This window comes from Serratia sp. NPDC078593 (genome assembly GCF_050268245.1).
In the GTDB taxonomy this organism is placed as follows: Bacteria; Pseudomonadota; Gammaproteobacteria; order Enterobacterales; family Enterobacteriaceae; genus JBNNGK01.
This window is the reverse complement of sequence record NZ_JBNNGK010000031.1, coordinates 1-18871: the sequence shown is the minus strand read 5'-3', so window position 1 is coordinate 18871 and position 18871 is coordinate 1. Positions and strand designations below refer to the sequence as shown.

Genomic DNA, 18871 nt, shown 5'->3' with positions numbered 1-18871 from the left:
GGCGTCGCCACAGTGCCTGTGGCGGACTCAGTCCGGAACAATTTGAAAACCAGAATCTCGCTTAGGGCCGTGTCCACATTACGCGGGTAGGATCAAACCTGTAGACCAAATCAATGTCTTTCGTCATCCTGTAACAGCGCGATGACGGGTTCAAGCACACTAACCAACCGCAAATACTGACTGACCAGCGCTTTTGGCATACCGAAGCGGCGATTCAGGGTAATGCTTTTTACACGCAAAAATACTCCTGAAAATATAACATTTCGATCATAACCGAGTCTGAGCACTTGATAAAATCATCACAAATTACACCTATAACCTGATAATCATTTTCTGATATACTACGTTACTATTTACTTTATTCCAATAAATTACACCATGATAGAACAAACTCAGCTTTTCTTTTGGATGCTTATTTGTATTATCGCTGCTGGTCTAGTATTTAGCGCGCGTGCATTCTCATTTATAGACAAAAACAATGAATCCAGAGTTAGTCAAATAGACGGGCTCAGATTTTTATTGGCAAGCCTAGTTCTATTTCACCATTATATCTTAAGTTATTTTTATTTTAACGGAAAAGATTGGGCTCTTGCAGCCATTTCCGACTACCCTATAAACCAGAAAATAGGTGGCATTGGCGTAGCTTTATTTTTCATGATTTCAGGTTACATTTTCGCAAATATCAAAATCGTCTCATGGCCAAAATTTTATGTAAAACGTCTTCTTCGAATCGCACCGCTACTAACCTTATCAAGTTTGCTATGTTTATTAATTGCAGCTTGGATTCAGCGCAATAACATAGAAATGTCAGACATATTCATGAAAGCATACCTATGGTTTGATGCAGGTATTTACGGCAATAAACCAGATGTTTTTGGTATGACAAATGTTTCATTAATTAATGCTGCTACTCCATGGACATTGTTTTGGGAGTGGGGTTTTTACTTTAGCCTGCCATGGGTATTTTTATTGCGGGATCGTGCAAAACCATTCGTATTAAGTTTCTCGGCACTTTTCTTCTGCATGTATGTTTTAACAAACTGGAACACAAGGAATGCAATACTTATTTCATTCTTTGCCATTGGTTTTTTAGCAAAGGAGATGTCAATGCAGTTCCAGCTAAAAAAAACACACTGTAACATTGGAATAATCGCAGCCATACTACTCTCTTTTGCCATTAAGGCTGATGCATATCAACTATATTGTGTACCGGTAATTGCGTTAATATTCATTATGATTGCTATGGGAGGTGATGTTTTTAGACTACTCCGCCTTAAAGGGTTCATTCGTTTAGGTGATGTTAGTTATAGTATTTACTTATTGCATGGAATTTTTTGGTTCTGCTTGAATCATTATATAAAATCTCACAGCATTATATTAACTACAACTGAATACATCACTATTTCTAGCGTTGTTTTCTTCTTGATTTTGCTTATCTCCACACTGACATATCGATTTATAGAAAGGCCGTTTATAGATATCAGCCGAAGATTATGATCTAACATTACTTAGGAAATCTCCGCCGCGTGAAATAGCTTACTGCGGCATATAGCGTAACCCCGCAGCCAGCGCCGAACCTTGCCCACCGTGTTGCAATAGATAACCGCCGACCGCCTGCATACCGCTCCAGCGATTTTCGCACCATAATGGGGCTAACAACGTCGGTTGGCGGGCACTGGCCGAAATGCGATGAAATACCACGTCGTGGGGCGTGTGACGAATCATTTCACCGGCGCTGACGGCATACGCCTCCAACGGCAACGCGGATAAACGCCCAGCATGCCAGGCTCGCGCCATGGTGCTACCCGCCACAATGTGCAGTGGATGCAGCTTAATCCCGTCGACCCCTTCGCTCACGACCGCGTTTAGCGTCGCCAAATGATCGTCCAGTGTCTCCCCCGGTAAACCCACGATCAAATGACAGCATACTTTCAGGCCTCGCTGTCGCGCCCGCTGAACGGTCTGTTGATAACAGCAGAAATCATGCCCACGATTAATACGTTTCAGCGTTTTATCGCGTGCAGACTGCAAGCCCAGTTCGAGCCACACCTCATACCCCTGCGCACGGTAATCTGCCAGCAGATCAAGCGCGGCATCCGGCACGCAGTCTGGCCGGGTACCCACACAAATCCCCACCATGGCCGCTTGCGTTAACGCTTGCCGATACATGCTTTCCAGCAATGCCACCTCTGCATAAGTACTGGTATAAGCCTGAAAGTAAGCCAGATAACGTTTGGCACGGTTCGTTTTACGCGCCTGCATCGCCAACTGCTCAGTAATACTCTGCTGCCGCATCTGTTCATCAGCAAACGACGCCACATTGCAGAACGTACACCCGCCGCGACCTAACGTGCCGTCACGGTTAGGGCAACTGAAACCGCCGTGCAGCGAGAGTTTATGGATCTTTTCGCCATAACGACGTTGAAGATCGGCACCAAACATATTGACTAATTGCGGCAACTGCATAATCTTGGTGTTTCTCTGTGTTCAAAGCCCGTGATGCTAATCAGAAACGGCTTTTCCCGCGATGACAGAGATCAACGCTTTTTCCCAAAGGCTTAAGTAAGCATAATTATTCATTATAAATGAAAATAAAATCACCCTATCTGCAATGAATTTTTCTAATCATCGCACCGTGATTTTTGCGTCTATGACAATGCGGTTAAAAATAGTTATAAACAATGAATTTATTTAATTTATCAGCATAATTATCTACCAATGCCTCTCGCACTAGCATGGTGCACAGATTCAAGCATTGCACTACAGTGAGACAGCTCACATTTCTCTTGCGGTCCTGACCGTCGAAATCGGCAACAAATAAGCAACAAAAAATCCAAATATCAATGAGTTAATTTAAAATAACCGATGAAAAAAGGCACTTATGCCTATATTTGACCTGCGTATTCTTTCTCGCTAAGTTGGCTATCCGCTGGAAGCTTTCTGGACGGGCAAACAGCTCGTCATATTTATGCAGTAATTTAAGACTCCCTCTTAAAACAAGTCTTCACCACTTGTGATAACCGTCACGAGAGGCCCTTAACGGAGGGCGGAAAAGCAGATTGGCGAGGGTCACTCGCTGATTGGAATTCTGCCCACCGCCGATCGGCGCGCTCATGAATGGGTTGTGAGAGTCACGCAGAGCCTGGGGAGGTTCACTGATATGTTGTACGACAAATCCCAAGAGAGGGACAACTGTGGTTTCGGCCTGATCGCCCACATAGAAGGCGAACCTAGCCATAAGGTAGTGCGCACCGCCATTCACGCACTGGCTCGCATGCAGCACCGTGGCGCAATTCTTGCTGACGGCAAGACTGGCGACGGTTGCGGCCTGTTATTGCAAAAACCGGATCGCTTTTTCCGTATGGTTGCGGAAGAGCGCGGCTGGCGTTTAGCCAAAAACTACGCCATTGGCATGATGTTCCTCAGCCAAAATGAAGAGGAAGCGCGTGCCAGCCGCCGTATCGTAGAAGAAGAACTACAAAATGAAACGCTGTCGATCGTAGGCTGGCGTGAAGTCCCTACCAATCCCGATGTACTCGGTGAGATCGCACTCTCTTCCTTGCCGCGCATTGAGCAAATCTTCGTCAACGCCCCCGCAGGCTGGCGCCCACGCGATATGGAGCGCCGCCTGTTTGTCGCGCGCCGCCGTATTGAAAAGCGCGTGCAAGACGACAGTTTCTACGTGTGCAGCTTCTCTAACTTAGTGACGATCTACAAAGGTCTGTGCATGCCAGCAGACCTGCCACGTTTTTATCTGGATCTGGCAGATCTGCGCCTTGAGTCAGCTATCTGCCTATTCCATCAGCGCTTCTCAACCAACACCGTGCCGCGCTGGCCGCTAGCGCAACCGTTTCGCTACCTGGCACACAACGGCGAGATCAATACCATTACGGGTAACCGCCAGTGGGCGCGCGCGCGTACCTACAAATTCCAAACGCCGCTGATCCCGGATTTACAGTCTGCTGCCCCCTTTGTTAATGAAACCGGCTCTGATTCCAGCTCATTAGATAACATGCTGGAGCTGCTGCTGGCAGGCGGCATGGATTTAATCCGCGCCATGCGCTTGCTGGTACCACCGGCCTGGCAGAACAATCCAGACATGGACAGCGATCTGCGTGCTTTCTTCGACTTTAACTCGATACACATGGAGCCGTGGGATGGCCCTGCGGGCATCGTGATGTCCGATGGCCGCTACGCGGCATGTAACCTTGACCGTAACGGTCTACGGCCTGCACGCTATGTGATCACCAAAGACAAGCTGATCACCTGTGCCTCAGAAGTCGGCATCTGGGATTACCAGCCGGATGAAGTGCTAGAAAAAGGCCGCGTCGGCCCCGGCGAACTGATGGTAATCGATACCCGCAGCGGCCGTATTCTTCACTCTGCCGAAACCGACAACGATTTAAAAAGCCGCCATCCGTATAAAGAGTGGATGGAGAAAAACGTCAAACGTTTGGTGCCATTTGAGGATCTGCCTACCGATCAAGTCGGCAGCCGCGAACTAGACGACGCACAGTTGGAAACCTATCAGAAGCAGTTTGGGTACAGCAGCGAAGAGCTGGATCAGGTGCTGCGCGTGTTAGGTGAAATCGGCCAAGAGGCGACCGGTTCCATGGGTGACGATACCCCCTTTGCCGTGCTCTCTAGCCGCCCACGTATTATTTACGACTATTTCCGCCAACAGTTCGCTCAGGTCACTAACCCGCCGATCGACCCACTGCGCGAAGCGCATGTTATGTCACTCTCCACGAACATCGGCCGTGAAATGAACGTGTTCTGTGAGGCAGAAGGCCAGGCACACCGTTTGAGCTTTAAGTCGCCAATACTGCTGTACTCAGACTTCAAGCAGCTCACCACGCTGGAAGGCGAATATTATCGCGCCGACACCGTGGATCTGACCTTTGACCCTGCCGAGCAGGATCTGGAGCAGAAGATCCGTGCCTTGTGTGATGAAGCGGAGCAAAAGGTGCGTGACGGTGTGGTCATGTTGGTGTTGTCCGATCGCGCTATTAGCCCGAACCGTTTGCCGGTGCCAGCACCGATGGCGGTTGGTGCGCTGCAAACCCGACTGGTGGAAAAAAACCTGCGCTGTGACGCCAACATCATCGTTGAAACCGCCAGCGCCCGCGATCCACACCACTTTGCCGTATTGCTGGGCTTTGGTGCCACCGCTATCTACCCTTATCTGGCCTATGAAACACTGGCTAAGATGGTAGATAACCAGACTATCGACAAAAAATACCGCGACGTGATGCTGAATTACCGCAACGGCATCAATAAAGGGCTGTATAAGATCATGTCCAAAATGGGCATTTCGACCATCGCGTCTTATCGCTGTTCGAAATTGTTCGAGGCCGTTGGCCTGCATCGTGATTTGTCCGATCTGTGTTTCCGGGGTGTCGTTAACCGCATCAACGGTGCCAGCTTCAGTGACTTCCAGCAAGACCTGCAAAATCTAGCGAAACGTGCTTGGCTGAAACGTAAACCGCTGGATCAAGGCGGCCTGCTGAAATTCGTCCACGGCGGCGAATACCATGCTTACAACCCGGATGTGGTCAGCACGTTACAAAAAGCCGTGCACAGCGGCGATTACAGCGATTACCAAGCTTACGCCCAACTGGTTAACGAACGCCCAGTAGCCACGCTACGCGATCTGCTGGCCATTACCCCGAAGGGCGCCCCGATCCCAGTTGATCAGGTCGAGCCAGCAGAATCTCTGTTTAGCCGTTTTGACACGGCAGCCATGTCGATCGGTGCGTTAAGCCCTGAAGCGCATGAGTCGCTGGCCATTGCCATGAACAGCATCGGCGGTTTTTCCAACTCCGGTGAGGGCGGCGAAGATCCCGCACGCTATGGCACCCAGAAAGTTTCCCGCATTAAACAGGTGGCTTCCGGCCGTTTCGGCGTCACCCCGGCCTATCTGATTAACGCGGATGTAATCCAGATTAAAGTCGCCCAAGGTGCAAAACCGGGTGAAGGAGGCCAGTTACCGGGTGATAAAGTTACGCCATACATCGCTAAACTGCGTTATTCGGTGCCAGGCGTCACGCTGATTTCACCACCGCCGCACCACGATATCTATTCGATTGAAGATTTGGCTCAGTTGATTTTCGACCTCAAACAGGTGAACCCTAAAGCCGTTATTTCAGTGAAATTGGTTTCTGAGCCGGGTGTGGGAACCATTGCCACCGGCGTGGCGAAAGCCTATGCCGATCTGATCACCATCGCGGGCTACGACGGCGGTACCGGTGCCAGCCCACTCTCTTCCGTCAAGTATGCCGGTTGTCCGTGGGAGTTGGGTCTGGTAGAAACCCAACAGGCGCTAGTAGCCAATGGCCTGCGCCACAAAATCCGTTTACAAGTGGATGGCGGTTTGAAAACCGGCGTCGATATTGTTAAAGCCGCGATTCTGGGTGCGGAAAGCTTCGGCTTCGGCACTGGCCCAATGGTGGCGCTGGGTTGTAAATACTTACGTATTTGCCACCTGAACAACTGCGCAACCGGTGTGGCTACTCAAGATGAAAAACTGCGTCGCGATCACTATCACGGGCTGCCTGAACGTGTCGTTAACTACTTCCAGTTCATCGCACGTGAAACTCGTGAGATCATGGCGTCACTGGGCGTGAGCCAACTGGTGGATCTGATTGGCCGCACTGAGTTCCTGAGCGAGCTGGACGGTATTTCCGCCAAGCAGAACAAGCTGGACTTGTCACCGCTGTTGCAAACCGCCACGCCACATCCCGGCAAGGCGCTGCATTGCACGGAAAGCAGCAACCCACCGTTCGATCGTGGCCTGCTAAACAAAGAATTGCTGACGCAAGCCGAGCCGTTTGTCGAAAGTAAACAGAGCAAAACCTTCTACTTCGATATTCGCAACACCGATCGCTCCGTAGGGGCAACGTTGTCCGGCACTATTGCTGCGCTGCATGGCGATCAAGGCATGGCGGCCGATCCGATCAAGGCTCACTTCTCCGGCACCGCCGGCCAAAGCTTTGGCGTCTGGAACGCGGGCGGCGTTGAATTGACGCTGACCGGTGACGCTAATGACTACGTCGGTAAAGGCATGGCCGGTGGCAGCATTGCCGTCCGTCCACCGGTCGGCTCCGCTTTCCGCAGCTTTGAAGCTAGCATTATCGGCAATACCTGTCTGTACGGTGCTACCGGCGGTAAGCTGTTTGCTGCAGGCCGTGCTGGCGAACGTTTCGCGGTACGTAACTCCGGTGCTATCACCGTGGTTGAAGGCATCGGCGACAACGGCTGCGAATACATGACCGGCGGGATCGTTTGTGTGCTGGGTAAAACTGGTATTAACTTTGGCGCAGGTATGACCGGCGGCTTTGCCTACGTGTTAGATGAAGACGGTGAGTTCCGCAAACGCGTGAATCCAGAATTGGTAGAAGTGTTAGATGTCGACCAGTTAGCCATTCATGAAGAGCACCTGCGCGGGCTGATTACCGAGCATGTGCAGGCGACCGGCTCGTCACGCGCGGAAGAGATCCTGGCCAACTGGCCGGAATGGGCGCCGAAGTTCGCTCTGGTTAAGCCGAAGTCCAGTGATGTTAAAGCATTGTTGGGTCACCGTAGTCGTTCCGCAGCCGAGCTGCGGGTTCAGGCGCAGTAAGAGGTCAATAATGAGTCAGAATGTTTATCAATTTATCGACTTGCAGCGTGTTGATCCGCCAAAGAAACCGCTGAAGATCCGTAAAATTGAGTTTGTAGAGATTTACGAGCCGTTTTCGGAAACTCAGGCTAAAGCGCAGGCCGATCGCTGCCTTGATTGCGGCAACCCTTATTGCGAATGGAAATGCCCGGTTCACAACTATATTCCGAACTGGCTAAAACTGGCGAATGAAGGCCGTATTATGGAAGCGGCGGATTTAGCGCACCAGACCAATAGCTTACCGGAAGTCTGCGGACGCGTCTGTCCGCAAGATCGCCTCTGCGAAGGCTCTTGTACCCTCAACGACGAGTTTGGTGCCGTGACCATCGGTAATATCGAACGCTATATCAACGATAAAGCGATCGAGATGGGCTGGAAACCCGATATGTCTCACGTACAACCAACCGGTAAGCGTGTCGCCATTATCGGTGCTGGCCCCGCAGGCTTGGCCTGTGCTGACGTGTTGACCCGGAACGGCGTCAAAGCAGTCGTTTATGACCGCCACCCCGAGATTGGCGGTCTGCTGACCTTCGGTATTCCCGCCTTCAAGCTGGAAAAAGAGGTGATGGTGAAACGTCGTCAAATTTTCAGCGAGATGGGCATTGAATTCCAACTAAATACCGAAGTCGGCAAAGATGTCGCGATGGACGCGCTGTTAAATGAATACGATGCGGTCTTCCTTGGCGTCGGTACTTACCAATCAATGCGTGGTGGATTAGACAATGAAGATGCGCCGGGCGTCTATGACGCGCTGCCCTTCCTGATTGCCAACACCAAGCAGTTGATGGGGTATCAAGCTACTGAGGACGAGCCTTACGTTAATATGGAAGGCAAACGCGTCGTGGTGCTTGGCGGGGGCGATACCGCGATGGACTGTGTTCGCACATCCATCCGTCAAGGGGCAACGCAGGTTACCTGTGCTTACCGCCGTGATGAAACCAATATGCCGGGCTCCAAACGCGAAGTGAAAAATGCACGTGAGGAAGGCGTGGAATTCAAATTCAACCTGCAACCTCTGAGTATTGAACTGAACAGCGCAGGCCATGTTGCTGGCGTGAAGATGGTACGTACCCAATTGGGTGCTCCAGACGCCCATGGCCGTCAGGTGGCGGAGCAGGTACCGGGGTCGGAGCATGTACTCAGTGCTGATGCCGTGGTGATGGCGTTTGGTTTCCGTCCGCATAACATGGATTGGCTGGCTGCCCATGCGGTAGAGCTGGATAAGCAAGGGCGCATCGTAGCACCCGAAGGTATCGATAACGCTTTCCAGACCAGCAATCCAAAAATCTTCGCCGGTGGCGATGCGGTGCGCGGTTCTGATCTGGTGGTCACCGCGATTGCCGAAGGGCGTAAAGCTGCCGACGGCATCATGAACTATTTGGAAGTGTGATCGTATTGCCCATAACAAGCCCGGCTCAGTCCGGTCTTGTTATGGGCTAAAGTATCAACCCATAGGCATAAAAAAAGTACAGCAAGCTGTACTTTTTTATTACAACATCACGTTATTTGACGACGCGCAATGCCGGGCGACCACCACGCGGTGGCTGCGGTGGCTCATCATCGGCATCGTTATTGTCACCGACATCGGGACGATCGCCATCAATCACTGACATCAGGCTTTCAGAAGGAAACGTCTCGCTGTCCAACCCTTCGAACGTACCCTCAGCTTCATACGCCGCTTCCGGTTCGAACATGGTGCCCGCTCCGTTTTCACGCGCGTAAACCGCAAGAACGGCGGCCATTGGCACCATGACCTGACGCGGTACGCCGCCAAAGCGTGCATTGAAGCTCACGTCGTTGTCGCCCAATTGAAGATTACCCACCGCACGTGGTGCAATATTCAGTACGATCTGGCCGTCACGAGCGAACTCCATCGGCACCTGCACATCAGGGCGTGTGACATCGACCACCAAATGCGGCGTCAATTGATTGTCAAGCAACCAGTCATAGAACGCGCGCAGCAGGTAAGGACGGCGCGGAGTCATCTGAGACATATCCATGACGCTTAGCCCCGCGTCTGCAGACGCATTTCTCGCTCGGCTTCGGTCAACGAGGCCAGGAACGCATCGCGCTCAAATACACGGGTCATATAGCCTTTCAGCTCTTTGGAGCCGGCTCCACTCAGTTCAATACCCAGTTGCGACAAACGCCACAGCAGCGGTGCCAGATAGCAATCGACCAGGCTGAACTCTTCGCTCATGAAATACGGTGTCTGACCAAAGATAGGGGCAATCGCCAACAGTTCTTCGCGCAGTTGACGACGGGCAGATTCAGCTTCTTGGCCGCTGCTCTGCTCGATTTTATGCATCAGAGAATACCAGTTCTTTTCGATGCGAAGCATCATCAGGCGGCTTTCACCACGCGCCACCGGATACACCGGCATCAGCGGCGGATGCGGGAAGCGCTCATCGAGGTATTCCATGATAATGCGGGATTCATACAGGGTAAGCTCGCGATCGACCAGCGTAGGTACCGTTTGGTAAGGATTGAGGTCGATCAGATCCTGCGGCAGATTGTCTAATTCAACCTGCTCGATCTCGACGCTTACACCTTTCTCCGCCAGTACGATACGTACTTGATGGCTAAAAATGTCGGTCGAGCCAGAAAACAGCGTCATTACCGAACGTTTGTTGGCAGCGACAGCCATGAAAACCTCCAAGTTTTATCTAGAAAATACTGCGAATAATCAACAACCCGTCATCCTTCATACTGTGGCAACGTTGGCTCCCGCTCTCACGCCGCTCACTTAGCTATCTAAGCACCGGGTTAGCTCGGTTGCCACCTTGCCGCAGCATGAGATCTTATCGGGTATATCAGGCTGATATCCTGAATGATCTTGACCGCATGCCAGCAGCTCGCAGGTCAACCTTAGGGTCTTGAATCCGGCCTTGGAGGTAAACTAACGGCAACTGCTCGGCGAACAGGCGCAAAAGTGGATGATAGTTTACCAGATTTTGCCGGTTTTGTGGGGGGTACGCGGTGATTTCATATCGAATTGTCTGATATACCACAGATTTTAGTGTGGCAATGTTAAATTACAGACATAAAAAAACCCGGTGAAACACCGGGTTTCTTGCGTATATCGTTTTGCCGAAGCAAAAAATTAACGCTTGGAGAACTGCGGACGGCGGCGTGCTTTACGCAGACCGACTTTCTTACGTTCAACCTTACGAGCATCACGAGTAACGAAGCCTGCTTTACGCAGTTCGCCACGCAGAGTCTCATCGTACTCCATCAGTGCACGGGTGATACCGTGACGGATAGCGCCAGCTTGACCGGAAATACCACCACCTTTAACGGTGATGTACAGATCCAGTTTGCCAACCATGTCGACCAGTTCCAGAGGTTGACGAACTACCATGCGGGCAGTTTCACGACCAAAGTACTGTTCCAGGCTGCGCTGGTTGATAACGATGTTACCGTTGCCCGGCTTGATGAAAACGCGAGCTGCGGAGCTTTTGCGGCGACCAGTGCCGTAGTATTGATTTTCAGCCATTGCCATTAATCCCGATTAAATGTCCAGAACTTGCGGTTGCTGTGCCGCGTGATTGTGCTCAGTGCCCGCGTAAACTTTCAGTTTACGGAACATTGCACGACCCAACGGACCCTTTGGCAGCATGCCTTTAACCGCGATTTCAATCACACGCTCAGGACGGCGGGCAATCATCTCTTCAAAGGTCGCTTCTTTGATACCACCGATGTGGCCGGTGTGGTGGTAGTACATCTTGTCGTTACGCTTGTTGCCAGTTACAGCAACTTTTTCTGCGTTCAGAACGATGATGTAATCACCGGTATCAACGTGCGGGGTGTATTCCGCTTTATGCTTGCCGCGCAGACGACGAGCCAGTTCAGTAGCAAGACGGCCTAAAGTTTTACCGTCTGCATCAACAACGTACCAGTCGCGTTTTACGGTTTCTGGTTTAGCTGTAAAAGTTTTCATTAAAAGCTTACCCAATAATTAGTTACACGTTGGTGAACACCCAAACGCTCGAAAACAGTTGAGGCTCACACGACCATCAAGTCCAGCAAACCTACCCCTTCGAATAGCCATTGCCGGCACTATAAAGTTTTTGGGAAAAAAACTTTGTTGTAACGTGGGGTCGCAAGATTATAGAGAAGTCATCCGTAAAAATCGAACAGTTTTTGAATGGAAAATACATTTTACCTGCCGAAGATGAAGACCTCGGCGTTGAATCGACGAATTGTATGCCTTAAATCCCTCGAATGACATCATGGCGGCAAGCCAACCTATCCCGATGATACAGACAGCAATCCGCAATTCGAGCCAGTGACAAACCTGCCAAAGGCAGGTTTGTCACTGGCTTGCAATGGCTTCGAAGAGGCGAAACGCCGAGTAACACAACCAACAACGATGTAGCTTGGAGTATGGCGGGTACATCACGCTAAATGCGGCAGTTTCAGGTATTCCTCACTTTGCATTTCTTGCAACCTAGACAGGCAACGCTGATATTCAAACTTCAGCCGTTCTCCTTGATAAATCTCGAACATTGGCGCTTCGGCAGCAATGACCAGTTTAACGTGGCGCTCATAGAATTCATCCACCAGCGCCAAAAAACGCCGGGCGGTACTTTCATTGAGTGGCCCCATAATCCGCACATTATACAGCATCACGCTGTGATACAGGCGCGATAAAGCAATGTAATCCAGTTGGCTGCGGGCCTCTTCACAGAGCGTATGAAAATCGACGGCCAACACGCCTTCTACCGCCCGGATCGCCTGCAGCGGCCGATGATTCACTTGCAGCACCGGTGAATCTTCTCCCGCTTTGCCCGCCAGTTTGATAAAAATCTGATCCAACGTCTGTTGCGTCTGCGCGTTCAGCGGTGTCAGGTATAAATGCGCCTGAGTTAACGTACGCAGGCGATAATCAATGCCTGCATCCACATTCATAACGTCACAATATTCATTAATCAAATCGATAGCGGGCAAGAAACGCGCGCGTTGCAGGCCATTGCGATAAAGATCGTCCGGTGGAATGTTAGAGGTTGCCACCAGCGTAATACCGCGGGCAAACAACGCCTGTAACAGCGTTGCCAGTAGCATGGCATCAGTAATATCCGAGACGAAAAACTCGTCAAAACACAACACGTCAGCCTGGGCTTTGAAACCGTCGGCGACGATGTCTAATGGATTTTCCTGTCCTTGAAGCGCCGTAAGCTCTTCATGCACCCGCAACATGAAACGGTGAAAGTGCAACCGCAGTTTGCGATCGCCCGGCAGGCTGTGAAAAAACATGTCCATCAGCCAGGTTTTACCGCGCCCGACGCCGCCCCACATATATAACCCTTGAACCGGCCGCTGGCGCTCCGGCGCACTGTTTTTGCCCAACCAACGGCTAAGTGTGTCGCGTAGCCCGCCGCCCGTCATTTCAACTTTTGGCGACTGCTGTAATTGCTGATAGATGGCGTCCAATCGGCTCATGGCTTGGTGCTGAACTTCATCAGCCTGATACTCGCCCGCGTCGAGCGCCTGCTGGTAGCATAATAACGGTGACTGTGATTGCATGGTAAGCCATGTTCCCTGACAACAATAAGAATTTATTTAGCCCACTTTATCGTGGCGCGTTACCGGTGAATTGCCCGCTGTTCGCCGCATTTACCGGCACTGTGACGCTCTGAAAAATCTGTAAACCCCAGCTAAGTACTCATCAGGATTCCACTCAGACAAGGTTAGCGGTTATAGTGGATATTATTAAGTGAAAAATCCCTGCGGAACAACGAAGTCAATATAGGAGTCATCATGACCTGGGAGTATGCGCTGATTGGTTTGGTGGTCGGTATCGTCATTGGTGCGGTAGCGATGCGCTTTGGTAACCGTAAATTACGTCAACAACAGGTTTTGCAGAACGAACTGGATAAAAGCAAAACCGAACTGGAAGAATACCGTCAGGAACTGGTTGGTCACTTTGCTCGCAGCGCGGAACTGCTGGACAACATGGCGCGTGATTATCGTCAGCTCTATCAGCACATGGCGAAAAGCTCCACTAATCTGCTGCCGGATATGCCAAGCCAGGATAATCCGTTCAACTATCGCCTGACCGAAGCAGAAGCCGATAACGATCAAGCACCTGTTGAAATGCCGCGTGACTACTCAGAAGGCGCATCTGGCCTGCTGCGTGGCGCCCCTCGCCGCGACTAACATCATTTTCTGCCCGTAGGTAAACAATCCTGCGGGCTTTTGATCTTGCCCTCCTCTCCTTGCCCGCGCCTGCGCTATGCTTAAACAAACGGTATGAGTGAACTTTCCACGCAAATTCACGGTCTTAACTTCACTGTGATATCGCAATTGCTTTATCATCAAAATTTCACTGGCAGGTATTGAGAGAGTTATTATCAATGAAAAAAAAGTCGTTAATTCTTAGTGCTCTTGCAATGAGCATTGGCCTGACACTGGCCTCCGTACCGGTGGCCAATGCGGCTTTACCACTCGCCGTTCAGGGGCAACAACTGCCAAGCCTGGCGCCGATGCTGGAAAAAGTATTACCCGCTGTGGTCAGCGTGCATATTGAAGGGACTCAGGTGCAACGCCAGCAATTGCCAGAAGAGTTTAAATACTTCTTTGGCCCCAATTTCCCCACACAAAAACAAAGTTCTCGCCCCTTCGAAGGCTTGGGTTCTGGGGTGATTATTGATGCCGCTAAAGGTTATATCCTGACGAATAACCATGTCATCGATAATGCCGACAAAATCAAAGTCCAGTTGAATGATGGCCGCGAGTTCGATGCCAAACTGATTGGCCGCGACGGGCAAACCGACATCGCGCTGTTACAAATTACCGCCAAAAACCTGAGCGCGGTGAAAATGGCCGACTCCGATAAACTGCGCGTGGGTGATTTCGCCGTTGCCGTAGGTAACCCGTTCGGCCTGGGCCAGACTGCAACCTCAGGCATTATCTCTGCCTTAGGCCGCAGTGGCCTTAACCTAGAAGGGTTGGAAAACTTTATCCAGACAGACGCATCCATTAACCGGGGTAACTCTGGTGGCGCATTGGTCAATCTGAACGGAGAACTGATCGGTATCAATACAGCGATCCTGGCTCCCGGCGGCGGTAACGTGGGCATCGGTTTCGCTATCCCAAGCAATATGGTACAGAATCTAAGCCAGCAGTTAATTGAGTTTGGCGAAGTAAAACGCGGCCTGTTAGGCATCAAAGGCAGTGAAATGACGGCGGATATGGCCAAAGCGTTCAATACCGACGCCCAGCGCGGTGCCTTTGTCAGTGAAGTTTTGCCAAAATCTGCGGCGGCCAAAGCAGGCATCAAAGCCGGGGATATTTTGGTGTCAGTCGATGGTAAATCTATCAACAGTTTTGCCGAACTGCGCGCCAAAGTGGGCACTACCGCACCGGGTAAAACCATCAAGGTTGGCCTCTTGCGCAATGGTCAGCCACAAGAGGTCGCCGTCACACTCGATGACAGCGAAACAGCCTCTACCAGTGCCGAAACCCTGACGCCTGCCTTACAAGGCGCCTCACTGAGCAACGGGGCGATTACCAACGGTCAGAAAGGCGTGAAAATCGACAACGTTATTAAAGGTACGCCGGCAGCACAATTCGGCCTGCAAAAAGGCGATGTGATTATCGGGGTTAACCGTCAACGCGTTGAGAACATCAACGCCCTGCGTAAAGTGCTGGACGCCAAACCGCCGGTCATGGCGCTTAACATCGTACGCGGTGATGAAACCATTTATCTGCTGATGCGTTAATTTGTGCAAAAACCGGGCTCAGTACCATACTGTGCCCGGTTAAGTCGTGGTATTCTCCAACCATCCTTAACTTCACCTATTAAAACTCCATGTTTGCTAAGCTCTTGCGTTCTGTTGTCCTAGGTTTGATCGTTGCGGGCCTGCTGTTGGCAGCGCTCCCGGTACTACGTTCTTCCGGCCAACTGTTCGCAGGCAACCTTGAGAGTACCCTCGACGAAACACCAACCAGTTACAACAAAGCGGTGCGCCGCGCTGCCCCCGCGGTAGTGAATATTTATAACCGTAATATGAGCGGTGCATCGAACGTGCTTTCCCTTGGGTCTGGCGTCATCATGAACGACCGTGGTTATATCCTGACCAATCGCCACGTAATCAAAGACGCCCAACAGATCACCGCCGTATTGCAGGATGGTCGCCGTTACGAAGCGCTGTTGGTGGGTTCTGACAGCCTGACCGATCTCGCCGTGTTGAAGATCGATCCCGGCAATTTACCGGTCATCCCAATCAACACGGGCCGCGCAGCACATATTGGCGATGTCGTATTGGCCATTGGCAATCCCTATAATCTTGGCCAAACCGTGACACAAGGAATTATCAGCGCCACAGGCAGAATTAGCCTAAGCACCACGGGCCGCCAAACCTTCTTGCAAACCGATGCATCCATTAACCGGGGTAACTCTGGCGGGGCATTGGTGAACTCGCTTGGCGAGCTTATGGGTATCAACACGCTGACTTACGATAAAATCACCGACGGCGAAACGCCAGAAGGGCTCGGCTTCGCCATTCCAACCGAACTGGCGACCAAAATCATGAATAAGTTGATCCGTGATGGCCGGGTGATTCGCGGTTACTTCGGCATCCAGGGTAAAGAAATTATCCCCCTACGAACCTCAACCTCCGGCATCGAGCGGTTACAAGGCATCATCGTGACTGAAATCACCCCCAACGGCCCTGCGGCCAAGGCGGGGTTCCACATCAACGATGTGATCGTCAACGTAGACAATAAGTCGGCCGTATCGGTATTGGAAACCATGGATCAAGTTGCGGAGATTCGCCCCGGCACGACGATTCCGGTGATTGTTCTGCGCGACGGTAAACGCATCACATTGCAAATGACGGTGGGTGAATTCCCAGAAGATAACGCCTGATTCAAGAACGCCGGGTATCGGACGTTGTTTTTAACACCAGCCAGACCTACAACATCAACCGTAGTGGCCGGGCACGCCCGGCCTATATTTAACCGCTGAGGCTACTGACGGGCGCGGCATGCCACGCCCCTACGATGGAGAGCGGTGGTGATATGGACAGAGACACACCGTTCAGCGGCATACCACACGATACAACCTCACCGTAGTGGCCGGACACGCCCGGCCTGTATTTAACCGCGGAGGCTACTGACGGGCGCGGCACGCCACGCCCCTACGATGGAAGCTGGTGGTAATATGGATAGGGACGCACCGCTTAGCGGCATACCGCACGATACAACGTAACCGTAGTGGCCGGGCACGCCCGGCCTGTATTTAACCGCGGAGGCTACTGACGGGCGCGGCATGCCACGCCCCTACGATGGAGGCTGGTGATGATATGGACAGGGACGCACCGCTTAGCGGCATACCGCACGATATAACCTCACCGTAGTGGCCGGGCATGCCCGGCCTGTATTTAACCGCGGAGGCTACTGACGGGCGCGGCACGCCACGTCCTTACAAAGCGAACAGGGTAAGAAACAGCCTAGCTTTGGCGAAATGACGTTACTCGCCCTTCACACGCTCAATGTTGGCACCCAAGGCACGCAGCTTGTCTTCAATGCGGTCATAGCCACGATCGATGTGGTAAATACGATCGACAATCGTCACACCATCCGCAATACAACCTGCCAATACCAGACTGGCGGAAGCACGTAAATCCGTCGCCATCACCTGCGCGCCCGAAAGTTGCTCAACACCATGGCAAATTACCGTGTTACTTTCAATTTCCGCGTGTGCGCCCATGCGGATCAACTCAGGCACGTGCATAAAGCGGTTTTCAAAAATGGTTTCGGTAATCACACCGGTACCTTCAGCCACTAGGTTTAACAGGCTGAACTGCGCCTGCATATCGGTTGGGAAACCCGGGTGTGGTGCAGTACGTATGGTTACGGCTTTCGGCCGCTGACCATGCATATCCAGGCTGATCCAGTCTTCACCTACTTCGATGTCTGCACCGGCTTCACGCAGTTTAGCCAGCACGGCATCCAGCGTATCCGGGCGAGTATCACGACACAGCACTTTGCCACCGGAGATGGCAGCAGCAACCAAGAACGTACCGGTTTCGATACGGTCAGGTAACACACGGTACACACCGCCGCCCAAGCGCTCGACACCTTCGATGGTGATTTTGTCGCTGCCGGCTCCGCTGATTTTCGCACCTAACGTGTTGAGGAAGTTGGCAGTATCAACGATTTCTGGCTCACGCGCGGCGTTTTCAATAATCGTTGTACCGGTTGCCAGCGTCGCCGCACTCATGATGGTAACGGTGGCACCCACGCTCACTTTATCCATCACGATATGAGCACCCTTCAGACGACCGTCAACGGAAGCTTTAACGTAGCCTTCTTCCAGTTTAATTTCGGCGCCCAACTGCTCCAGACCGGTGATATGCAGGTCTACCGGACGAGCCCCGATCGCACAACCGCCTGGCAATGAAACCTGCCCACGCCCAAAACGTGCCACCAACGGGCCCAAAGCCCAAATAGAAGCACGCATGGTTTTTACCAGATCATAGGGCGCGCAAAGCTCATTGACACCGCTGGCATCGACGAACACCGAGCCATTGCGCTCAATCTTCGCACCTAACTGACTGAGTAGCTGAATGGTGGTGTCAATGTCCTTGAGTTTAGGCACATTCTGCAGCTCGACCGGCTCTTCAGCCAACAAAGCAGCAAAAAGAATCGGCAGGGCAGCGTTTTTTGCCCCGGAAATAGCCACTTCACCGCTCAGGCGGGTCCGGCCCTGCACACGAAATTTATCCATCTGACTACTCTCTTTTATCTCAATCACTTAGCCGCCCGCCCAAAGGCTGACAGCCTTAAAATCCGTTGAGTTTGCGATCTCGCTGCCACTCTTCAGGGGTGTATGCTTTGATCGACAAAGCATGTATGCGGTTGTCCGCTATGTATTCCATCAGCGGTGCATAAACCGCCTGCTGTTTTTTAACGCGGCTCATGGTGGCGAACAGTTCGCCCACGACAACCACCTGAAAGTGGCTACCATCGCCGGTAACATGGACTTCTTGCAGTGCTAACGCATTCATCAGCACGTCTTTAATTTCGCTATTTTCCATAGTATCCAATTCTGTTGCTAAGGATCATAATCAGCCTGACATCTTAGAGGAATACGGCGCTTTCTTAAACTAAATAAATATCCTCCGGCATAGCCGGAGGTTTTTCATAGGCGCCTATAAGGCTCTGTTACCAGCCGCGCCCTAACAGGCGCATTGCGATCTGACA

At 51.6% G+C, this 18871-nt stretch carries 15 protein-coding genes; 6 read left to right on the top strand and 9 right to left on the bottom strand.

Annotated elements, in window-relative coordinates; genetic code table 11:
* Positions 1-110 precede the first annotated feature (110 nt).
* Positions 111-239, bottom strand: coding sequence for a hypothetical protein (locus tag ACQKDS_RS19665; RefSeq protein ID WP_399673829.1), 129 nt, complete (start codon positions 237-239; stop codon positions 111-113).
* A 139-nt stretch (positions 240-378) separates the two neighbouring features.
* Here ACQKDS_RS19665 and ACQKDS_RS19660 point away from each other — a divergent pair, with 139 nt between their 5' ends.
* Positions 379-1497: an acyltransferase family protein gene (locus ACQKDS_RS19660; protein ID WP_399673831.1), complete on the top strand. Its 1119-nt coding sequence runs from the start codon at positions 379-381 to the stop codon at positions 1495-1497.
* Positions 1498-1536: 39 nt separating this feature from the next.
* On the opposite strand, the gene ACQKDS_RS19655 is transcribed toward ACQKDS_RS19660, so the two are convergent.
* Positions 1537-2466, bottom strand: coding sequence for a TIGR01212 family radical SAM protein (locus tag ACQKDS_RS19655; RefSeq protein ID WP_399673833.1), 930 nt, complete (start codon positions 2464-2466; stop codon positions 1537-1539).
* 694 nt (positions 2467-3160) lie between these two features.
* Here ACQKDS_RS19655 and gltB point away from each other — a divergent pair.
* Positions 3161-7621 (top strand): glutamate synthase large subunit, encoded by a 4461-nt coding sequence (gene gltB / locus ACQKDS_RS19650; protein ID WP_399673835.1) that lies wholly within the window; start codon positions 3161-3163, stop codon positions 7619-7621.
* A 10-nt stretch (positions 7622-7631) separates the two neighbouring features.
* Positions 7632-9050 carry a glutamate synthase small subunit gene (locus tag ACQKDS_RS19645; protein ID WP_399673837.1) on the top strand — a complete coding sequence of 473 codons (1419 nt, stop codon included), beginning with the start codon at positions 7632-7634 and terminating at the stop codon, positions 9048-9050.
* A 112-nt stretch (positions 9051-9162) separates the two neighbouring features.
* Here ACQKDS_RS19645 and sspB read toward each other — a convergent pair whose 3' ends face one another.
* From sspB to zapE, 5 genes are all read right to left on the bottom strand, one after another.
* Positions 9163-9660, bottom strand: a complete 498-nt coding sequence (gene sspB, locus ACQKDS_RS19640; protein ID WP_399673839.1) for a ClpXP protease specificity-enhancing factor — start codon at positions 9658-9660, stop codon at positions 9163-9165.
* Between the two features lie 5 nt (positions 9661-9665).
* Positions 9666-10307, bottom strand: coding sequence for a stringent starvation protein SspA (gene sspA / locus ACQKDS_RS19635; RefSeq protein WP_399673841.1), 642 nt, complete (start codon positions 10305-10307; stop codon positions 9666-9668).
* Between the two features lie 456 nt (positions 10308-10763).
* Positions 10764-11156 carry a 30S ribosomal protein S9 gene (rpsI, locus tag ACQKDS_RS19630; RefSeq protein ID WP_399673843.1) on the bottom strand — a complete coding sequence of 131 codons (393 nt, stop codon included), beginning with the start codon at positions 11154-11156 and terminating at the stop codon, positions 10764-10766.
* Positions 11157-11171: 15 nt separating this feature from the next.
* Positions 11172-11600, bottom strand: a complete 429-nt coding sequence (gene rplM / locus ACQKDS_RS19625; protein WP_004958166.1) for a 50S ribosomal protein L13 — start codon at positions 11598-11600, stop codon at positions 11172-11174.
* Positions 11601-12058: 458 nt separating this feature from the next.
* Entirely contained in the window at positions 12059-13186 is a 1128-nt protein-coding gene (zapE, locus tag ACQKDS_RS19620; protein ID WP_399673846.1) for a cell division protein ZapE, read from the bottom strand.
* Between the two features lie 234 nt (positions 13187-13420).
* On the opposite strand from zapE, the gene zapG reads away from it, so the two are divergent.
* From zapG to degS, 3 genes are all read left to right on the top strand, one after another.
* Complete coding sequence (gene zapG, locus ACQKDS_RS19615; protein ID WP_399673848.1) at positions 13421-13819, top strand: Z-ring associated protein ZapG; 399 nt, start codon at positions 13421-13423, stop codon at positions 13817-13819.
* A gap of 197 nt (positions 13820-14016) precedes the next feature.
* Complete coding sequence (degQ, locus tag ACQKDS_RS19610; RefSeq protein ID WP_399673850.1) at positions 14017-15384, top strand: serine endoprotease DegQ; 1368 nt, start codon at positions 14017-14019, stop codon at positions 15382-15384.
* A gap of 89 nt (positions 15385-15473) precedes the next feature.
* A complete protein-coding gene (gene degS / locus ACQKDS_RS19605) occupies positions 15474-16532 on the top strand; it encodes an outer membrane-stress sensor serine endopeptidase DegS (protein WP_399673852.1) in 1059 nt (352 codons plus the stop codon).
* A gap of 603 nt (positions 16533-17135) precedes the next feature.
* Here degS and murA read toward each other — a convergent pair.
* Complete coding sequence (gene murA, locus ACQKDS_RS19600; protein ID WP_399673854.1) at positions 17136-18395, bottom strand: UDP-N-acetylglucosamine 1-carboxyvinyltransferase; 1260 nt, start codon at positions 18393-18395, stop codon at positions 17136-17138.
* Positions 18396-18450: 55 nt separating this feature from the next.
* Positions 18451-18705: a BolA family iron metabolism protein IbaG gene (gene ibaG / locus ACQKDS_RS19595; RefSeq protein WP_399673856.1), complete on the bottom strand. Its 255-nt coding sequence runs from the start codon at positions 18703-18705 to the stop codon at positions 18451-18453.
* Positions 18706-18871 lie beyond the last annotated feature (166 nt).

Bases quoted from the DNA above. Each gene is read 5' to 3' on its own strand.
- sspA (WP_399673841.1), bottom strand. From the start codon at position 10,307: ATGGCTGTCGCTGCCAACAAACGTTCGGTAATGACGCTGTTTTCTGGC.
- rplM (WP_004958166.1), bottom strand. From the start codon at position 11,600: ATGAAAACTTTTACAGCTAAACCAGAAACCGTAAAACGCGACTGGTAC.
- zapG (WP_399673848.1), top strand. From the start codon at position 13,421: ATGACCTGGGAGTATGCGCTGATTGGTTTGGTGGTCGGTATCGTCATT.
- ACQKDS_RS19655 (WP_399673833.1), bottom strand. From the start codon at position 2,466: ATGCAGTTGCCGCAATTAGTCAATATGTTTGGTGCCGATCTTCAACGT.
- ACQKDS_RS19645 (WP_399673837.1), top strand. From the start codon at position 7,632: ATGAGTCAGAATGTTTATCAATTTATCGACTTGCAGCGTGTTGATCCG.
- ibaG (WP_399673856.1), bottom strand. From the start codon at position 18,705: ATGGAAAATAGCGAAATTAAAGACGTGCTGATGAATGCGTTAGCACTG.
- ACQKDS_RS19660 (WP_399673831.1), top strand. From the start codon at position 379: ATGATAGAACAAACTCAGCTTTTCTTTTGGATGCTTATTTGTATTATC.
- gltB (WP_399673835.1), top strand. From the start codon at position 3,161: ATGTTGTACGACAAATCCCAAGAGAGGGACAACTGTGGTTTCGGCCTG.
- zapE (WP_399673846.1), bottom strand. From the start codon at position 13,186: ATGCAATCACAGTCACCGTTATTATGCTACCAGCAGGCGCTCGACGCG.
- sspB (WP_399673839.1), bottom strand. From the start codon at position 9,660: ATGGATATGTCTCAGATGACTCCGCGCCGTCCTTACCTGCTGCGCGCG.
- murA (WP_399673854.1), bottom strand. From the start codon at position 18,395: ATGGATAAATTTCGTGTGCAGGGCCGGACCCGCCTGAGCGGTGAAGTG.
- rpsI (WP_399673843.1), bottom strand. From the start codon at position 11,156: ATGGCTGAAAATCAATACTACGGCACTGGTCGCCGCAAAAGCTCCGCA.
- degQ (WP_399673850.1), top strand. From the start codon at position 14,017: ATGAAAAAAAAGTCGTTAATTCTTAGTGCTCTTGCAATGAGCATTGGC.
- degS (WP_399673852.1), top strand. From the start codon at position 15,474: ATGTTTGCTAAGCTCTTGCGTTCTGTTGTCCTAGGTTTGATCGTTGCG.